The organism is Mesorhizobium sp. LNHC232B00 (assembly GCF_000502435.1).
GTDB classification, from domain to species: domain Bacteria; phylum Pseudomonadota; class Alphaproteobacteria; order Rhizobiales; family Rhizobiaceae; genus Mesorhizobium; species Mesorhizobium opportunistum.
Window position 1 is genome coordinate 591747 of sequence record NZ_AYWP01000003.1, and the last position, 17577, is coordinate 609323.

At 63.4% G+C, this 17577-nt stretch carries 18 protein-coding genes; 14 read left to right on the plus strand and 4 right to left on the minus strand.

Going from position 1 to position 17577, the window contains the following annotated elements; genetic code table 11:
- Window positions 1-91: 91 nt before the first annotated feature.
- Genes X743_RS161505 through X743_RS161490 form a run of 4 tightly spaced genes read right to left on the minus strand, consistent with a single transcriptional unit; the run spans window position 92 to window position 3874 of the window.
- On the minus strand, window positions 92-1132 hold the full coding sequence (locus X743_RS161505; protein ID WP_023764594.1) for a DUF3445 domain-containing protein: 1041 nt from the start codon (window positions 1130-1132) through the stop codon (window positions 92-94).
- A 9-nt stretch (window positions 1133-1141) separates the two neighbouring features.
- Window positions 1142-2107, minus strand: coding sequence for a PDR/VanB family oxidoreductase (locus tag X743_RS161500; protein WP_023764595.1), 966 nt, complete (start codon window positions 2105-2107; stop codon window positions 1142-1144).
- Window positions 2104-2700, minus strand: coding sequence for a dimethylamine monooxygenase subunit DmmA family protein (locus tag X743_RS161495; RefSeq protein WP_023764596.1), 597 nt, complete (start codon window positions 2698-2700; stop codon window positions 2104-2106). The genes X743_RS161500 and X743_RS161495 overlap by 4 nt, the downstream gene beginning before the upstream one ends.
- A 40-nt stretch (window positions 2701-2740) precedes the next feature.
- On the minus strand, window positions 2741-3874 hold the full coding sequence (locus tag X743_RS161490) for an aminomethyltransferase family protein (RefSeq protein WP_023764597.1): 1134 nt from the start codon (window positions 3872-3874) through the stop codon (window positions 2741-2743).
- Window positions 3875-4159: 285 nt separating this feature from the next.
- On the opposite strand from X743_RS161490, the gene X743_RS161485 reads away from it, so the two are divergent.
- The 14 genes from X743_RS161485 (at window position 4160) to X743_RS01000000168725 (ending at window position 17529) form a co-directional block, all read left to right on the plus strand.
- Window positions 4160-4447, plus strand: a complete 288-nt coding sequence (locus X743_RS161485) for a hypothetical protein (protein WP_023764598.1) — start codon at window positions 4160-4162, stop codon at window positions 4445-4447.
- 11 nt (window positions 4448-4458) lie between these two features.
- A complete protein-coding gene (locus tag X743_RS161480; RefSeq protein WP_023764599.1) occupies window positions 4459-4836 on the plus strand; it encodes a hypothetical protein in 378 nt (125 codons plus the stop codon).
- Window positions 4837-4869: 33 nt separating this feature from the next.
- On the plus strand, window positions 4870-5031 hold the full coding sequence (locus X743_RS1000000170420) for a hypothetical protein (RefSeq protein WP_023764600.1): 162 nt from the start codon (window positions 4870-4872) through the stop codon (window positions 5029-5031).
- A gap of 14 nt (window positions 5032-5045) precedes the next feature.
- The gene (locus X743_RS161470; protein WP_023764601.1) at window positions 5046-6452 is read left to right on the plus strand and encodes an APC family permease; all 1407 of its coding nucleotides are present in this window, start codon (window positions 5046-5048) and stop codon (window positions 6450-6452) included.
- A gap of 45 nt (window positions 6453-6497) precedes the next feature.
- Window positions 6498-7187 carry a hypothetical protein gene (locus X743_RS161465; protein ID WP_023764602.1) on the plus strand — a complete coding sequence of 230 codons (690 nt, stop codon included), beginning with the start codon at window positions 6498-6500 and terminating at the stop codon, window positions 7185-7187.
- Window positions 7184-7513: a hypothetical protein gene (locus tag X743_RS01000000168720; RefSeq protein WP_023764603.1), complete on the plus strand. Its 330-nt coding sequence runs from the start codon at window positions 7184-7186 to the stop codon at window positions 7511-7513. Before X743_RS161465 ends, X743_RS01000000168720 begins: the two co-directional genes overlap by 4 nt.
- An 85-nt stretch (window positions 7514-7598) precedes the next feature.
- Complete coding sequence (locus X743_RS161460) at window positions 7599-8495, plus strand: glutamine amidotransferase family protein (RefSeq protein ID WP_013896781.1); 897 nt, start codon at window positions 7599-7601, stop codon at window positions 8493-8495.
- A gap of 4 nt (window positions 8496-8499) precedes the next feature.
- Window positions 8500-9231, plus strand: coding sequence for a GXGXG domain-containing protein (locus X743_RS161455; RefSeq protein ID WP_023764604.1), 732 nt, complete (start codon window positions 8500-8502; stop codon window positions 9229-9231).
- Between the two features lie 6 nt (window positions 9232-9237).
- A complete protein-coding gene (locus tag X743_RS161450; RefSeq protein WP_023764605.1) occupies window positions 9238-10566 on the plus strand; it encodes an FMN-binding glutamate synthase family protein in 1329 nt (442 codons plus the stop codon).
- Window positions 10567-10627: 61 nt separating this feature from the next.
- Window positions 10628-11935: a type III glutamate--ammonia ligase gene (gene glnT, locus X743_RS161445; RefSeq protein WP_023764606.1), complete on the plus strand. Its 1308-nt coding sequence runs from the start codon at window positions 10628-10630 to the stop codon at window positions 11933-11935.
- A gap of 94 nt (window positions 11936-12029) precedes the next feature.
- Entirely contained in the window at window positions 12030-13283 is a 1254-nt protein-coding gene (locus X743_RS161440) for a sarcosine oxidase subunit beta family protein (protein ID WP_023764607.1), read from the plus strand.
- 10 nt (window positions 13284-13293) lie between these two features.
- Window positions 13294-13569, plus strand: coding sequence for a sarcosine oxidase subunit delta (locus X743_RS161435; protein WP_023764608.1), 276 nt, complete (start codon window positions 13294-13296; stop codon window positions 13567-13569).
- 274 nt (window positions 13570-13843) lie between these two features.
- Window positions 13844-16825 carry a sarcosine oxidase subunit alpha gene (locus tag X743_RS161430; protein ID WP_023764609.1) on the plus strand — a complete coding sequence of 994 codons (2982 nt, stop codon included), beginning with the start codon at window positions 13844-13846 and terminating at the stop codon, window positions 16823-16825.
- A gap of 194 nt (window positions 16826-17019) precedes the next feature.
- Entirely contained in the window at window positions 17020-17529 is a 510-nt protein-coding gene (locus X743_RS01000000168725; protein WP_023764611.1) for a sarcosine oxidase subunit gamma family protein, read from the plus strand.
- Window positions 17530-17577: the final 48 nt, after the last annotated feature.

A 17577-nucleotide genomic window follows, 5' to 3' on the forward strand; every position in this document is an offset into this window, starting at 1 on the left:
GGCGCTCTACGGCGCCCCCCTCTGCCCTGCCGGGCATCTCCCCCTCTTGGGGGGAGATTGGCTGCTTTGGGGCAGCGCCGACATCAGTAATTCATTCCGGGCCAAACCCCGGGCTCGTCGTACGGCCATCATCAAGCTTCGACAGCCACTCCACCAGTGTCGGCCTATACCGCGTCAGGCCTTTGTAGTTGGCAAGCTCATCGGGCAGGTCGCGGATGACGCGGTGCAGGCGGCGTGCCCATTTCGGCTGTGTCACCAACTCGTCCATCTTGATCAGATAGCAGCGGATCGGGAAAACGATGCCGTTCGAGCGTGGCAGGCGCCAGAAGCTCTGCAGTTCGACGCGCAGATGCACCTTGTCGCCGACATTTTCCGGCGTCACCGTCGCCCGGTCCGGGCCCCATTTGTGGTAATTCTCCGGGCTGGTGTCGAGGCGCGGATTGATGGTCATCGTCCAGTTCAGCCGCCTTGCCGGCTTGCCTTGCTGGATGTTGGTGAGGAACTTCAGCGCCCTGACGAATATCCCTTTCTCGTGCGCCAGCGGCACCGGCGCGTGCCACTCGAAGAAATTCATGCCGATGTCGAAGTCGAGCGACCAGTCGGCTTGGGTGGTAACCATGCCGGCATCCATCCACAGATTGCCGTCGCGCTGGTCGAGGATACAGAAATCGCCCTGGCTCTGGCGGGTGATGTATTCCATCGGTCCGTAAGGCAAGGTCGAGGTGTCGCCGAAGGTGAAGGTGTCGTCGATGCCGAGCGGCCGGTTGATCCAGCGCCAGCGGTCGCCATCGCGGGTCAGCGTGAAATGTTCGGGATAGCCCAGCGCCTGCTGCTCCATCAGGAGTTCCAGCAGGTCCCAGCCGGCCAGCGTCATGTGCGGCAGCGATTGGCAGCGCAGCGGATCCTCGGCCAGCACCAAGGCGCGGTCCTGCATCTCGGCGACATAGTGCTCGTCGACGTCGATCAGGTTCTCCAGCACGCTGCCCTTCGGACCCACGACATGCGGCTCGATGTTGACTGCGTACATATAGCTGTCTTCGTGGAACGGAAACGGGAACCGCCTGATGTGCTCAGGGCTGTTCTTGAAGGTGAAGTCGTCGCGGAACGTTTCCTTGCGAAAGGTGATGCCCATCTTCGCCTCCTATCTTTCCAAGACCAGCGACCGGCCCTCGAAGCGAGACACGCACGGCATGATCTTGCAGCCGGAGCGGTGGTCTTCCTCGCTCAGCCAGTGGTCGTTGTGGATGAACTTGCCATCGGATGAGATGACATTGGTTTCGCATTGGCCGCAGACACCACCGCGGCAGAGATAGGGCGGATCGACACCGGCCGCCTCGATCGCCTCGAGCAGGCTCTGCTGTTCGCCGACCCGGATCGCCTTGCCGCTGACGGCCAGAGTCACGTCGAAAGGCAGCCCGGGCTGCGGTGCAGCGAAATGCTCGAAATGCACGGTCTCCGACGGCCAGCCCAGGCTTGCCGCGCGGTCGCGCACCCAGTTTATCATGCCGGCCGGGCCACAGACGTAGAGATGCGTACCGAGCGGCTGCGAGGACAAGAGCCGGTCGAGATCGATGCGCTCCTCGCGGTCGTCATGATAGAGCTGGACCCTGCGACCGTAGCGCTGCCGCAGCACATCGGCATAGGTGCCGAGCGAGGCCGTGCGGCAGGTGTAGTGCAGTTCGAAATTGCCGCCCTGCCCCGCCAGCTGCGCGGTCTGCGCCATGAAGGGCGTGATGCCGATGCCGCCGGCCAGCATCAGATGTTTCTTCGCCCTGAGGTCGAGCGAGAACAAGTTGACGGGATAGCTGATCACCATCTCCAGGCCGGGCCTGACATTGCGGTGCATGAACAGCGAGCCGCCACGGCCGACATCGTCGCGGCGCACCGAGATCGTGTATTCGCTTGTGTCGAGCGGCGAGCCCATCAGCGAATAGGGATTGAGCCTTGTGCGCTCGCCATCGCGCATCTCGACCACGACATGGGCGCCGCCGGAGAAGGTCGGCAGCAATTCACCGTCGCGCCGCCGGAAATGGAAACGGGTGACGAGGTCGTTGATCGGGACGACATCGCTGACGACGACATCGAGCTTGGTGGTGCCGGTGCTCATGGGAAGGCCTCCTCGATCGGAGGAATTTCACTGCGGTCCTCGGCATTGATGCAGACGCCCTGGAAGGCGGCGAGGCGCCGGGAATAATGATCGCGCACCAGAAGCAGCAGGCCGCAATGCGCGCAGGTGGCCGGCTGCGTCGTCACGTTCTCGGTGATGCCCTTGCAATGGACGCACTGCATGCGCCGTGCCAGCGAGCCGCGATGTTCTGTTTGCATCGAGGTGTGATCGATGCCGGCTTCCAGCGCCACCTGCATCGCCTGGCCGATCAGGCCTTCGGTGCCGGCGAGGTAGAGGCGCAGGCCCATATGGGCGTTGGCCAAGGTATGCCTGAGCCTCGGCAGCAGGCTGGCGAAGGACGGCGCCTGGTGAAACTGCGCGGGCCTCAGCGTCTCAAGGGCGCTGACATGCTTGCCATCGGGACCGGGAATGAAGACGATCTCGGCATCGTCGAAAAACCCGGCCGGGGCTCTTGCGGCCATGTCTGAAATAGCGAGCGCACCTTCGGCATCGGCGATGAAAAGATGGTGTTTGCCGGGCTGCGGAGAAAGCGTTCCGTAGACCGGCCGGCTGATGATGCTTTTGGCTGCCATTACGTCTTCGTGCCTCGAACCCCTCGCTGTTGATTGTGCCTCAGCCTTTCGCCGTGCGCTTGGTTTTCTTCGGATCATCGAACGGCAATGGCTGCGCCGTCGCCTTGATCGATCCGCTCTTGTTGCGGATCTCGAGCCTGGTGTCCTTGACGGCGCAGTCGACGTCAAGGCGGGCGATGCCCATCGATTTCTCGACCAGCGGCGAATACATGGCGCAGGTCACCACGCCGACCTTTTTGCCGTCGCGGTAGACCGGCGCGCCTTCGTCCGCCGGCTCCTTGCCGTCGAGCAGCACGCCATAGATCTTGAAGCGCTCCTTGCCCTTCAGGCGATAGTGCTCCTCGGCGCCGCGGAAACCAGTCTTGCCGGGGCTGACAGTGAAGTCGAGGCCGAGTTCCCACAGCGTGTCGCCGGGACCTTCGTTCTCGAACGGGTATTTTTGCGAATTGTCGTAGGGGTAGAAGAGCAGATAACTTTCGACGCGCAGCATATCGAGCGTGGTGAAGCGGCAGGGAATGATGCCGGCGCTCTTGCCCTCGTCGAGGATCCTGTCCCAGATCGTGCCCGCATCCTGGCCGCGGCAGAAGATCTCGTAGCCGCGCTCGCCGGTGTAGCCGGTGCGCGAAATCATCACCGGAAAACCGAACAGCTGCGTCTGCATGTGATGGAAGTAGTTGAGATCGCGGATGCCCGGAACATGCTTGGCGAGATAGTCGACCGCGGCCGGCCCCTGCAGCGACAGATCATGCAGATTGTCGTCGAAGCGCAACGACACGTCCCTGCCCATCGCCGCGCGCTGCAACTCCTCATGGCCGGTGCCCGAGCCGTGCACCACCATCCAGGCGTTCGGCCCGGTGCGGTAGAGGATGCAGTCGTCGGTGAATTTTCCCGCCTCGTTCAGCATGCAGGCATAGGCCGATTTGCCGGGATAGATCTTTTCGACATCGCGCGTGGTGGCGAGATCGATGAGATGCGAAGCGTGCGGCCCGGTGATGTGGACCTTCTTGAGGCCCGACACATCCATCAGCCCGGCCTTGGTGCGGATGGCGATGTATTCCTCGTCGGCGTCCTTGTCGTAGGTCCAGGCGGTCCCCATGCCGCTCCAGTCTTCGAGCTTCGAACCCAGCGCGCGATGGCGATCCGCCAGGGTCGAAAATCTCCAGGATGCCGTCATCCGCTCGTCCTCCGTTCAAAAATCCATTGTTCCCTGCTCCTTGGCGCGGAGGCCGGAGCTTTGGGTTGAATATTGACCGCAAACGCGAGAGAGCCGCAATCCCCTGAATGCAAATAATTTCATTGTCAGGCAAAATCGATCGCCTCAACCAAACGGTTAACTCTGCGTAAATTCGTCTTGACAATTGCGGAAATCGGCCTGAATTTATGAAAAAAATTTCACTCTCTTGAAAGAGAGCGGCGCGCGGAGGATTCAAGACCGTTCGCCGGAAAAAGGGGAAAACCGATGTCAGACCTGCAAGAGCGCATCGAGGCGCTGTATCGTTCCGACTTGCGCGGCTCCGCGCTGCTGATCATCTGCCTGTGGGCGACGATCCTCTTCGTCCTCTTCATGACATGGCCATACATTCCGCATGGCGGCATCAAGGCCGTCGTCGCGATTGCCGCCGCCGCCGTGCTGATCTTCAACACGGCCGCCATCCTGGCGATGGTCAAACACTACAAGGAAGACAAGGAATTCATCTACGGCCTCGACATCAAGAATGCCGACGCGGCCCGCAACAGCAACTCCTGAGGATCAAGAACATGCCGCGCTACACGCCGCCGGAGCAGAGCAAGGCCGGGCAAGTCTTCGATATCGCCGTCGTTGTCGTCGCCATCTTCGTGGCCCTGTGGCTGCCGCTGAAGCTCGGCCTTGCCGGTGCCGCGAAATCCATCGACGCGCTCGACGCCAAGACATGGGAAGCGCTCGGCCAGAATCCGACCATGGCGTCGATCTGGGAAAAGCTCGGCTATACGCCGGAGACGGCGCACGACATCATCCAGAACCGCTTCCACTACATCATCGACTGGCCGACGCTGATCGTCATGGCAGCGGTCCTGATCGGCTATTTCGTGTTCTTGTTCCGGGCATCCGACCGTGAATATCGCGATGTCATCAACGAGAAGTTCGAAGACAAATAAAAGTTTCGACGACGCGCAATCGGGGGCAAGATCATGTGGGTGGCACTCTCTTACGCATGCTGGGGCATCTCGATCGTGCTCGCGCTGTGGATGCTTTACGACTGGTTCAAGGTCGATACGACCTACTCCGAGGACGTTCTGACCTCGTCGCGCGAAGGCGAGCTTGAAGCCGCCTCCGAAAAACACCGGATCTGAGTGGGGACTGATCGATGACCGCCGCGGTTGAGAATACCATCACCACCACCATTCACGGCGACCGGGTATCGCTGCTGAGGGTACTCGGCCCGGCCCATGTCTGGGCGCTCGGGGTCGGCATCGTTCTGGTCGGCGAGTTCACCGGCTGGAACTTCTCGGCCGACAAGGGCGGCGCGCTGGCAGCCCTGATCGTCTGCTGGGTGGTCGGCCTGCTCTACACCTCGGTCGCCATGATCGATTCCGAGGTGACGTCGACAGTCGCCGCCGCCGGCGGCCAGTACGCGCAGGCCAAGCACATCGTCGGACCGCTGATGGCCTTCAACGTCGCGCTGTTCCTGGTCTTTGCCTATACGATGCTGGAAGTGTCCGATGCCATCCTGCTCGGCGACACCATCGTCGCCAAGGCCGGCGTCGAAGGGCTCACCCACAATTCCTTCATCGCCGCCACCATCGTGGTGCTGGCATGGCTCAACTACCGCGGCGTGCTGATGACGCTCAACGTCAATTTCGTCATCACGGCAATCGCCTATGTCTCGATCGTCATCCTGTTCTTCTCGGTCAGCCCTTGGACGCAAGGGGCGGTGCTGAAGCTCAACGAGCTGGTCACGCCCGGTAATGCGCTGCCCTATGGCTGGATCGGCGTCATCGCCGCCTTCCAGTTCGGCATCTGGTATTATCTCGGCATCGAGGGCACCACGCAGGCCGCCGAGGAAGTGCGCTCGCCGGCCCGCTCGCTGCCCTACGGAACCATGGCCGGCATGATCACGCTTCTGATCGCAGCCGCCATGACCTGGTATGTCTGCGCCTCGCTGATGCCCTGGGAATATCTCGGCATCACCTATTACCCGCTGTGGGACGCGGGCAAGCTGACCGGCAGCCCGCTGCTGGAAAACCTGTTGTTCGTCGCAACGCTGCTTGCGGCTCTGGCATCGGCCAATGGCTGCATCAATGACGCAGCGCGCGCGTGGTTCTCGCTTGGCCGTGACCGCTATCTGCCGAGCTGGTTCTCGGCCGTGCATCCGAAATATCGCACGCCCTACCGTTCGATCCTGTTCCTGCTGCCGATCGCGCTGGCCTTCGCCTTCATCGCCGACCTCAACCAGGCGATCACCTTCTCGATTCTGTCAGGCGTGCTGCAATACACTTTCATGAGCATCAACATCATGATGTTCCGCAAGAAGTGGCCGCTGGGTTCGATCCGCCGCGGTTACACCCACCCCTTCCATCCGCTGCCGGCGATCGTGCTGTTCTGCCTGTGCGTGGTGACCTTCTTCGCCATCTTCCTCGGCTTCGGCTCGCAGCTGATCGCCATGGTCGCCTTCTACTTCCTGATCTCGCTGTGGTTCCATTTCTACCGCTACAAATTCGTGCGGCGCGGCGAACAGTTCACCATGCCGTGGCCAAAACCGCAGGGCTATTGATGGGAGACGGTCCGTCCGGATCCCGGGCAGACCTGGCATGACAACATGTCCGAGGTGACGTCAGCACTGCTCGCCGGGGTAATTGTCCTGGCTCTAGTCCTTCACCTTGCGTGGCTGGCGCACCGCAGCCGCAAGAGAGATTTAGCGGCGCTCGCCGGCGAAGAAGCCCGCGTTCGCGGCGTCATTGCCGACGCGGCCAATGTCTCGGACGGCACCGTCGGCGTGATCACCTGGGAAGGCTCGTGGAACGGCCAGCGCGTTCAGTTGCGCACCATTGTCGATACGCTGGCGACAAGAAAGCTGCCGGCGCGCTGGCTCAGCGTCTCGCTCACCGAAAAGGTCACGGTCCCAGCCATTTTCGACATGATGATGCGGCCAGGCTCGCCGACGACGTTCTCCAATTTCGATCACCTCGAGCATACGCTGCCCAAGGCTCCTGGATTTCCAGCCGAGGCAATCCTGCGCACCGACAAAAGAGGCGCGCGATTTCCGCAGAGCCTCATCGCCAGCCATATCGAGATCTTCGCCGAAGGACGCGCCAAGGAATTGCTGATCACGCCGAACGGGGTGCGCATCGTCTGGCTGCTGGCCGAGGCCGAGCGGGCCCGTTACGGTGTTTTCCGGCAAGCCGAATTTGGCGGCACGGCACTCGATCCGGCGCTGATCGAAAGGCTGCTGGTGTCGATGTCGGCGCTTCGCGATGCCATCAACAGACATGAACGGCAGGCCGCATGACCGACTCCGCCACCATTTCCGCCCCGACCAATCCCTACCTTGTTCTCGGAGCCGCAATCCTGTTGCCGGCAAGTGGACATGTCATTCTCGGCGTGCCGGTGCGTGGCCTGCAGTTTCTCTTCTTCATGGTGATCCTGGCGTGGGTGACCGCCAAGATTGCGCCGTCCGACGCCAGCTTCATCGGCCGCCATGCCGGCGGCGTCCTGATCTACGCGCTGTCCATCCTCGACGCTTACAAACTCGCCCGGGTCCGCCATGCGCTTTGGGTTCACAAGACCCGCGACAGAGGCGATGACCCACAAGGCGGCATTGCGCCGCATATGTAACTAGAGGAAAATTTTTTTCATACGATTGAATTTAGGACATTCATTCGATACATCATTTCGGAGCCACAAACGTCGGGAGGCTGACATGTGCGGAATCGTCGGACTTTTCTTGAAGGACAAGGCGCTGGAGCCGAAGCTCGGCGCCATGCTGTCGGAAATGCTGGTCTCGCTCAGCGATCGCGGCCCCGACAGCGCAGGCATTGCAATCTATGGCGCGCCGTCAGGCAACGAGGCCAAGATCACCATCCAGTCAGCCAAGCCGGAACACGATTTCCGCGGCCTTGAAGCCGACCTTGCCAAGGCTATCGGCGCGCCGGTGAAGATCGCGGTGAAATCGACGCACGCCGTCGTCAGGACCGAGCCCGCCAAGATCGACCAAGCACGCGAGGCCATCCAGGCCCTGCGTCCCGATATTCGCATCATGGGCGCCGGCGACGTCGTCGAGATCTACAAGGAAGTCGGCCTGCCGGAAGCGGTCGTCGACCGCTTCGACGTCCGCAAGATGACCGGCACGCATGGTATCGGCCACACCCGCATGGCGACGGAATCGGCGGTGACGACGATGGGCGCGCACCCATTCTCGACCGGCGCCGATCAGTGCCTGGTGCACAATGGCTCGCTGTCCAACCACAACAATGTCCGCCGCGAGCTGATCCGCGAAGGCATGAAATTCGAGACCGAGAACGATACCGAGGTGGCGGCCGCCTATCTCTCATCGCAGATGGCGCATGGCAAGAACCTGGGCGAGGCGCTGGAGGGCACGCTCTCCGACCTCGACGGCTTCTTCACCTTCGTCGTCGGCACCAAGAACGGCTTTGGCGTGGTACGCGATCCGATCGCCTGCAAGCCCGCAGTGATGGCCGAGACCGACCAGTATGTCGCCTTCGGTTCGGAATATCGCGCGCTGACCAAACTGCCCGGCATAGACAATGCGAGGGTCTGGGAACCGGAACCCGCAACCGTCTATTTCTGGGAGCATTGAATTCATGCCGGCAATTAACCTTTCAAAGACGGCGGCGAGCGACCACGCCTCTCGGGTGTTCGACCTCGACCAGATGTCGCTGCGCGAGCTCAACCAGGCGCTGCACAACCTGGCTCCCGGCTCGAACGAGACCGCTTGGGAAGTGTTGAACCCGAAAGGCAGCCATTCCGTCGCCGTCGGCGTCGATCAGCCTGTCACCATCGATGTGCGCGGCAGCGTCGGCTACTATTGCGGCGGTATGAACTCCGGCAGCGCCATCACCGTGCATGGCTCGGCCGGCCCAGGCGTCGGCGAGAACATGATGTCGGGCTCGATCACCATCAAGGGCGATGCCAGCCAGTATGCCGGCGCCACCGGCAAGGGTGGCCTGCTGGTCATCGAGGGCAACGCTTCGTCGCGCTGCGGCATCTCGATGAAGGGCATCGACATCGTCGTGCACGGCAATATCGGCCATATGTCGGCCTTCATGGCACAATCCGGCAATCTGGTGGTGTTGGGCGATGCCGGCGACGCGCTGGGCGATTCCATCTACGAGGCGCGCCTGTTCGTGCGCGGCAACGTCGGCAGCCTGGGCGCCGACTGCATCCCCAAGGAGATGCGGCCCGAACATCTGCAATTGCTGCAGGGGCTGCTCGACCGCGCCGGCGTCACCGGCGTCAAGCCGTCTGAGTTCAAGCGCTATGGCTCGGCGCGCACGCTCTACAATTTCAATATCGACAACGCCGACGCGTATTGAGGCAGCATGACCTATCGCAACCCGCCGACGACGCCGCGCAAATCCGCGACCTTCGACGACTACACGCTTTCCGAAATCCGCCGCGCCGCGGCGACCGGCATCTATGACATCCGTGGCGCCGGCGCCAAGCGCAAGCTGCCGCATTTCGACGACCTCCTGTTCCTGGGCGCCTCGATCTCGCGCTATCCGCTCGAAGGCTATCGCGAGCGCTGCGACACCAGCGTGGTGCTGGGTTCGCGTCATGCCAAGAAGCCGATCGAGCTGAAAATCCCGATCACCATCGCCGGCATGAGCTTCGGCTCGCTGTCGGGTCCGGCCAAAGAGGCGCTCGGGCGCGGCGCAACACTGTCCGGCACCTCGACCACGACCGGTGATGGCGGCATGACCGAGGAAGAGCGCGGCCATTCCAAGCAGCTGGTCTATCAATATCTGCCGTCGCGCTACGGCATGAACCTGCGCGACCTGCGCCGCGCCGACGCGATCGAAGTCGTCGTAGGCCAGGGCGCCAAGCCGGGCGGCGGCGGCATGCTGCTTGGCCAGAAGATTTCCGACCGCGTCGCCGAAATGCGCACGCTGCCGAAAGGCATCGACCAGCGCTCGGCCTCGCGTCACCCCGACTGGACCGGCCCCGACGATCTCGAGATCAAGATCCTGGAATTGCGCGAAATCACCGACTGGGAAAAGCCGATCTACGTCAAGGTCGGCGGCGCCCGGCCCTATTACGACACAGCGCTTGCGGTGAAGGCCGGCGCCGATGTCGTCGTGGTCGACGGCATGCAGGGCGGCACTGCCGCGACGCAGGAAGTGTTCATCGAGAATGTCGGCCAGCCGACGCTTGCCTGCATCAGGCCCGCGGTACAGGCGCTGCAGGATCTGGGCATGCACCGCAAGGTGCAGCTGATCGTCTCGGGCGGCATCCGCAACGGTGCCGATGTCGCCAAGGCGCTGGCGCTTGGCGTCGACGCAGTCTCGATCGGAACCGCCGCGCTCGTCGCGCTCGGCGACAATGATCCGCACTGGGAGGCGGAGTACAACGAGCTCGGCACGACGGCCGGCGCCTATGACGACTGGCATGAGGGCCGCGACCCCGCCGGCATCACCACGCAGGACCCGGAACTGATGAAGCGGGTCGATCCGGTGGCCGCCGGCCGCCGGCTGGCGAATTACCTCAAGGTGATGACGCTGGAGGCTCAGACCATCGCCCGCGCCTGCGGCAAGAACAGCCTGCACAATCTCGAACCCGAGGACCTCGTTGCGTTGACGATCGAGGCAGCCGCCATGGCCGGCGTGCCGCTGGCCGGCACCAACTGGATACCGGGGAAGAACGGCTTCTAATCAACGAAGGGCCGAAGGCCCTATGCTCTAGGGCCAACAATCGACAAAATGGGGAACTTCCGTGACAGCTGATCTTGCAGAATTCGCAAGGGCGAAAAACGTCAAATATTTCATGATTTCCTACACTGACCTGTTCAGTGGGCAGCGCGCCAAGCTGGTGCCGGCGCAGGCAATCGCCGACATGCAGAAGGATGGCGCCGGCTTTGCCGGGTTCGCCACCTGGCTCGACCTGACGCCGGCGCATCCCGACATGCTGGCGGTTCCGGATCCCACCTCGGTGATCCAGTTGCCGTGGAAGCCCGAAGTCGCCTGGGTCGCCGCCAACTGCATCATGGACGACAAGGAGGTCGACCAGGCGCCGCGCAACACACTGAAGCGATTGATCACGGAGGCCGCCAGCGACGGCATGCATGTGAAGACCGGCGTCGAGGCCGAGTTCTTCCTGATCTCACCCGACGGCAAGACGATTTCCGACGAATACGACACGGCCTCGAAACCCTGCTACGACCAGCAAGCGGTGATGCGGCGCTACGATGTCATCGCCGAGATTTGCGATCACATGCTGGCGCTCGGCTGGGGCGCCTATCAAAACGACCACGAGGATGCCAACGGCCAGTTCGAGATGAATTGGGCCTTCGACGATGCGCTGGCGACCGCCGACAAGCACTCCTTCTTCAAGTTCATGGTCAAGTCGATCGCGGAAAAGCACGGCCTGCGCGCGACCTTCATGCCAAAGCCCTTCCAGGGGCTGACCGGCAATGGCTGCCATGCCCATATCTCGGTGTGGGACGAGACTGGCAAGACCAATGTGTTCGCCGATAACTCGATGGAACTCGGCCTGTCGGCCAAGGGCAAAAACTTCCTCGGCGGCATCATGAAGCACGCCTCGGCGCTTGCCGCGATCACCAATCCGACGGTCAATTCCTATAAGCGCATCAACGCGCCGCGCACCATCTCGGGCGCGACCTGGGCGCCGAACACGGTGACCTGGACCGGCAACAACCGCACCCACATGGTGCGCGTGCCGGGACCCGGCCGCTTCGAACTGCGCCTGCCCGACGGCGCGGCCAACCCCTATTTGCTGCAAGCCGTCATCATCGCCGCCGGTCTCGACGGCATCCGCTCCAAGGCCGATCCTGGCAAGCGCTACGACATCGACATGTACCAGCTCGGCCATACCGTCACCGACGCACCGAAGCTGCCGCTCAACCTGCTCGACGCGCTGCGCGAGTTCGACAACGACAAATCGCTCAAGGCGGCGCTGGGTGAGGAATTTTCGTCGGCATACCTAAAGCTGAAGCACCAGGAATGGAATTCCTATGCTTCGCACTTCACGCAATGGGAGCGCGACCACACGCTGGATATCTAAAAGCATCGGACCGAAAAGTGTGAAGCGGTTTTCGGGCAAATCCGATGCGTCAAAAAAGAATCCGGTGTAGGGCGAGCGGCCTTGGAATGACGCAATGAAATACTCGATCTTCTCGCTCGCCCGCGCCGCCCTCTCCGGCCACAAGAACTGGCAGCGCACCTGGCGCGATGCCACGCCGAAGGATCGCTACGACGTGGTGATCATCGGCGGCGGCGGCCATGGCCTTGCGACCGCATGGTTCCTCGCCAGCGAATACGGCATCAGGAATGTCGCCGTGCTCGAAAAGGGCTGGATCGGCTCCGGCAATGCCGGCCGCAACACCACCATCATCCGCTCCAATTACGGCCTGCCCGGGAATACCGGCTTCTACGAATTGTCGATGAAGCTGTGGGAGCGGATGGAGCAGGACCTCAACTACAACACGATGGTCAGCCAGCGCGGCGTCATCAATCTCTATCATTCCGACGCACAGCGCGACGCCTATGCGCGGCGCGGCAACACCATGCGCATCAACGGCATCGATGCCGAACTGCTCGACCTCGCCGCGGTCAAGAAGATGATCCCGTTCCTGAACTACGACAATGCGCGTTTTCCCGTGCAGGGCGGATTGCTGCAGCGGCGCGGCGGCACGGCACGGCACGATGCCGTGGTCTGGGGCTATGCCCATGCGGCAAGCGCGCTCGGCGTCGATATCATCCAGAACTGCGAGGTGACGGGCTTCGTCCGTGACTCCAACGGCAAGGTGACCGGCGTCGAGACCTCGCGCGGCAAGATCGGCGCCGGCAAGGTCGGCATGGCGGTGGCTGGTTCCTCCTCGCGCGTCGCGGCGATGGCCGGCTTGCGCCTGCCGATCGAAAGCCATGTGCTGCAGGCCTTCGTCTCCGAGGCGATCAAGCCGCTCATCCCGGGTGTCATGACCTTCGGCGCCGGCCATTTCTATGTCAGCCAGTCGGACAAGGGCGGGTTGGTCTTCGGCGGCGACATCGATGGCTATAATTCCTATGCCCAGCGCGGCAACCTGCCGGTGATGGAGGATGTCTGCGAGGGCGGCATGGCGCTGATGCCGATGATCGGCCGTGTGCGCCTGCTGCGCCAGTGGGGCGGTATCATGGACATGTCGATGGACGGCTCGCCGATCATCGACAAGACGCCGGTGGACGGGCTCTATCTCAATGCCGGCTGGTGTTATGGCGGCTTCAAGGCGACGCCGGGCTCGGGCTTCGTCTTTGCACACCTCCTGGCTCGCGAAGAATCCCACAAGGAGGCGGCACGGTTCCGCCTCGACCGGTTCCGGACTGGTGCCGTGATCGACGAGAAGGGCCAGGGCGCCCAACCGAACCTTCACTGAGGACGGTCACATGCGTATTGTCTGTCCCTTCTGCGGTGAACGCGAACTCGGCGAGTTCACTTATCTCGGCGATGCCAAGCCAGTGCGCCCAGTGGCCGGCGCTTCGGAAGACGAGGTCTTCGATTATGTCTATTTGCGCGACAACATCGCCGGTGACACCAGCGAGTACTGGTACCACGGCGGTGGCTGCCGGGCCTGGCTGAAGATCACCCGCAACACGCTGACGCACGAGATTTCGGCCGTGGAGTCGGCGGCGGGTGTTGGTGCGAGGCTGGCTGCGAAATGAATTTTTCTGTCGAGACACCAGCCGTCGCGAGAATCGCCAGCCCCCTACCTCCCCCTGGTGGGGAGGTCGGACCGCAGGTCCGGGTGGGGGTCAGCGCCGCACCCCCACCCCGCTGCTGCGCAGCGACCCTCCCCACAGGGGGGAGGGTAAGGGAAGGCGCAGCCCTGTCGNGACCCCCACCCCGCTGCTGCGCAGCGACCCTCCCCACAGGGGGGAGGGTAAGGGAAGGCGCAGCCCTGTCGCATTTCATCGAACTCACGGAAGTCCGGCAATCGTGAGCTCCAGCCAATCCCATCGCCTCTCATCCGGCGGCCTCATCGACCGCTCGGCGTCGCTGAATTTCCGCTTCGACGGCAAGAGCTTTTCCGGCTTCCAGGGCGACACGCTGGCCTCGGCGCTGGTCGCCAACGGCGTCAAGCTGGTCGGCCGCTCTTTCAAATATCATCGTCCGCGCGGCATACTCACTGCAGGCTCGGAAGAGCCCAATGCGCTGGTCGAACTGCGCACGGGCGCACGCCGCGAGCCGAACACCAAGGCAACGACAGCCGAACTCTATGAAGGGCTCGAGGCCGCCAGCCAGAACCGCTGGCCGTCGCTGCGCCACGATGTGATGTCGGTGAACCAATTGTTCGCGCCGATCTTCGTCGCCGGCTTCTACTACAAGACCTTCATGTGGCCGGCCAAGTTCTGGGAAGCGATCTACGAGCCAGCGATCCGCCGCGCCGCCGGCCTCGGGCGCGCAGCCGGCATTGCCGATCCCGACCACTACGACAAGACCTGGGCGCATTGCGACGTGCTGATCGCCGGTTCCGGCCCGACCGGCCTGGCGGCGGCACTGGCTGCCGGCCGCGCTGGTGCCCGCGTCATCCTGTGCGAAGAGGATTTTGTCCCCGGCGGCCGCCTGCTGTCGGATGGCGGCACGATCGATGGCGTACCGGCGGCCGAGTGGCTGTCGCGCACCTTGGCCGAACTGACCGACATGCCCGACGTCCGCATCATGACCCGCACGACACTGTTCGGCGTCTATGATGGCGGCACCTATGGCGCGATCGAGCGGGTCAACGATCATCTGCCCTCGCCGCCGGAGCATGAGGTGCGCCAGCGCTTGTGGCGGATCGTCGCCAAACGCTGCGTTGTCGCGGCGGGCGCCATCGAGCGGCCGATCGTCTTTGCCGGCAACGACACGCCTGGCGTGATAATGGCTTCCGCGATGCGGACCTATGTCACGCACTACGCCGCAGCACCGGCAAAGCGCATCGCGCTGTTCACCAACAATGAGGATGGCTGGCGCACGGTCGAGACGGCTCTCGGCGCCGGACTGCAGATCGCGGCGGTGATCGACGCGCGGGCCGACGTCTCTGCGGCCCGCCGTTCGTTGGCGTCCAAGGGCGGCTTCCCGGTGCTGCATGGCGCCGTCAGCGGCGTCGATGGCGGCAAGGATGGCGTGAGGAAAATCGCGGTATCGCTGACCGGCGGCGCGCGCGCCGAGGTGGAGGCGGACGGGCTCGCCGTTTCTGGTGGCTGGAACCCGGCGGTCGGGCTGACCTCCTATCATCGCGGCCGGCCGAAATGGCGCGACGACATTGCTGCCTTCGTACCCGATGGCGCGCCTCCCGGCATGGTCGCCGCCGGGGCGGCTGCCGGCGCCTTCGGGCTGGGGGCCTGCCTGACCGAAGGGTTCGCTGCTGGTGCAACAGCCGCGCTCGACGCCGGGCGCAGCGGCAAGCCAGGCTCGGCGCCGATCGCCGACGACGAGGCTTTCTCGCTGACACCGCTCTGGCACGTCAGCGGCAAGGGCAAGGCGTTCGTCGACCAGCAGCACGATGTCACGGCCTCCGATATCGAACTCGCCCAGCGCGAGGGTTTCGAATCGGTCGAGCATCTGAAGCGCTACACCACGCTGGGCATGGCGACCGACCAGGGCAAGACCTCGAATGTCGCCGGCCTCGCCATCATGGCGGCGGTGAGCGGCCGCTCCATTCCGGAGACCGGCACGACGATCTACAGGCCGCCTTACGTGCCCGTCGCCATCGGCGCCTTCGCCGGCCATCACCGCGACGAGACGTTCCACGCGACGCGGCTGACGCCGTCGCATCACTGGGCCGCCGAACAGGGCGCCATCTTCGTCGACACCGGCCTCTGGAAGCGGGCGCAATGGTACCCTCGCGCCGGCGAGAAGGACTGGCTGGAATCGGTGACCCGCGAGGTCAAGGCAGTGCGCTCGGGCGTCGGCTTCTGCGATGTCTCGACGCTCGGCAAGATCGACGTGCATGGCCCGGATGCCGGCGCCTTCCTCGACCGCGTCTACATCAACACTTTCTCCAACCTCGCCGTCGGCAAGGCGCGTTACGGGCTGATGCTGCGCGAGGACGGCATCGTCTATGACGACGGCACAACCTCGCGGCTGGCCGAGGATCATTATTTCCTGACCACCACCACCGCCAAGGCCGGGCTGGTGATGCAGCATCTCGAATTCTGCCGGCAGGTGCTGTTTCCCGAACTCGACGTTCAGTTGACGTCGGTGTCCGACCAATGGGCGCAGTTCTCGATTGCCGGACCGAAGACACGGGACCTGCTCAGGGAAATCGTCGACCCCGCCGAAGACCTTTCCAACGAAGGTTTTCCGTTCATGGGCGCACGCGAAGTCCGCTTGCGCCGCGGCATCAAGGCGCGGCTGTTCCGCATTTCGTTCTCGGGCGAGATGGCATTCGAGATCTCGGTGCCGGCGCGTTTTGGCGAGGCCATGGCGCGCAATCTGATGCTGGCCGGAAAGCCGTTTGGCGTGACGCCCTATGGCACCGAAGCGCTTGGCGTGATGCGTGTCGAAAAGGGCCATGTCGCCGGTCCGGAGCTGAGCGGCACGACGACCGCGGCCGATCTTGGCCTGGGCAAGATGATGTCGACCAAGAAGGATTTCGTCGGTCGGGTGATGGCCGGCCGCGAGGCGCTGGTGGCGCCGGACCGGCAGGTCGTGGTCGGCATCAAGCCGGCCGACAAGGCACGCCGGCTGCGCTCCGGCGCGCATATCATCCCGAAGGGGCAGACACCGGGCCCCGGCAACGACCAAGGCTATGTCACCTCGGTCTGCTTCTCGCCGACGCTGGACCAGTGGATCGGGCTCGGCCTGGTCGAACGCGGCCGTGAGCGGATCGGCGAGATCGTCCATGCGCACGATCCGCTGCGCGGCGAGGACTATGATGTCGAACTCTGCAATCCCGTCTTCTACGATCCGGATGGAGGGCGCCAGCGTGGTTGAGTTTTCCTGGGAAGTTCGCAGTCCGCTGGAGCATGCGCTCGTGTCAGGTGCGCATGGTGCGCAAGGCGATGCCGGTGTTTCGCTGAGAGAGATCCGCAATTTCGACCTGGTCCAGGTGATGGCACGGCGCGGCAAGGCGGCGGAGCTGGCGAAGNTCGCTGAGAGAGATCCGCAATTTCGACCTGGTCCAGGTGATGGCACGGCGCGGCAAGGCGGCGGAGCTGGCGAAGGATGCGAAGGCCCATTTTGGCGTCGCGGCCCCGAATTCGCCAACGGTTGTCCAGGCCTCGGACGCCACGCTGATCTGGTCGGGACCGGATCAGTTTTTCGTGCTGTCGACGGGTGGCAAGCACACGACGCAGATGCTGGCGCCGGCATTCTCCGGCTCCGCCTCGCTGTCGGACCAATCGCATGCACGGGTCTTGATCAACATTTCCGGGGACAAGGTGCGCACTATGCTGGCGAAACTGTCATCGATCGATTTGCACCCAACCGCGTTCCCGGTTGGCGCGGCAGCCGCGACCTCGATGGACCACACCAGCGTCACGCTCTGGCGCGGCGCAGACCGGGCGGACGGGCTGGCAGAGTTCAACGTTCTGGTGTTCGCGACGTTTGCCGAGAGCCTTTGGCACACGATGCTGGATTCGGCTGCGGAATATGGTGTGGCGATCGCGCATTCAGAGGAACTAGCGCAGCGTTTGTGAGCGGCTCTTCCTTCTCCCCCTGTGGGAGAAGGTGGATCGGCGCGATAG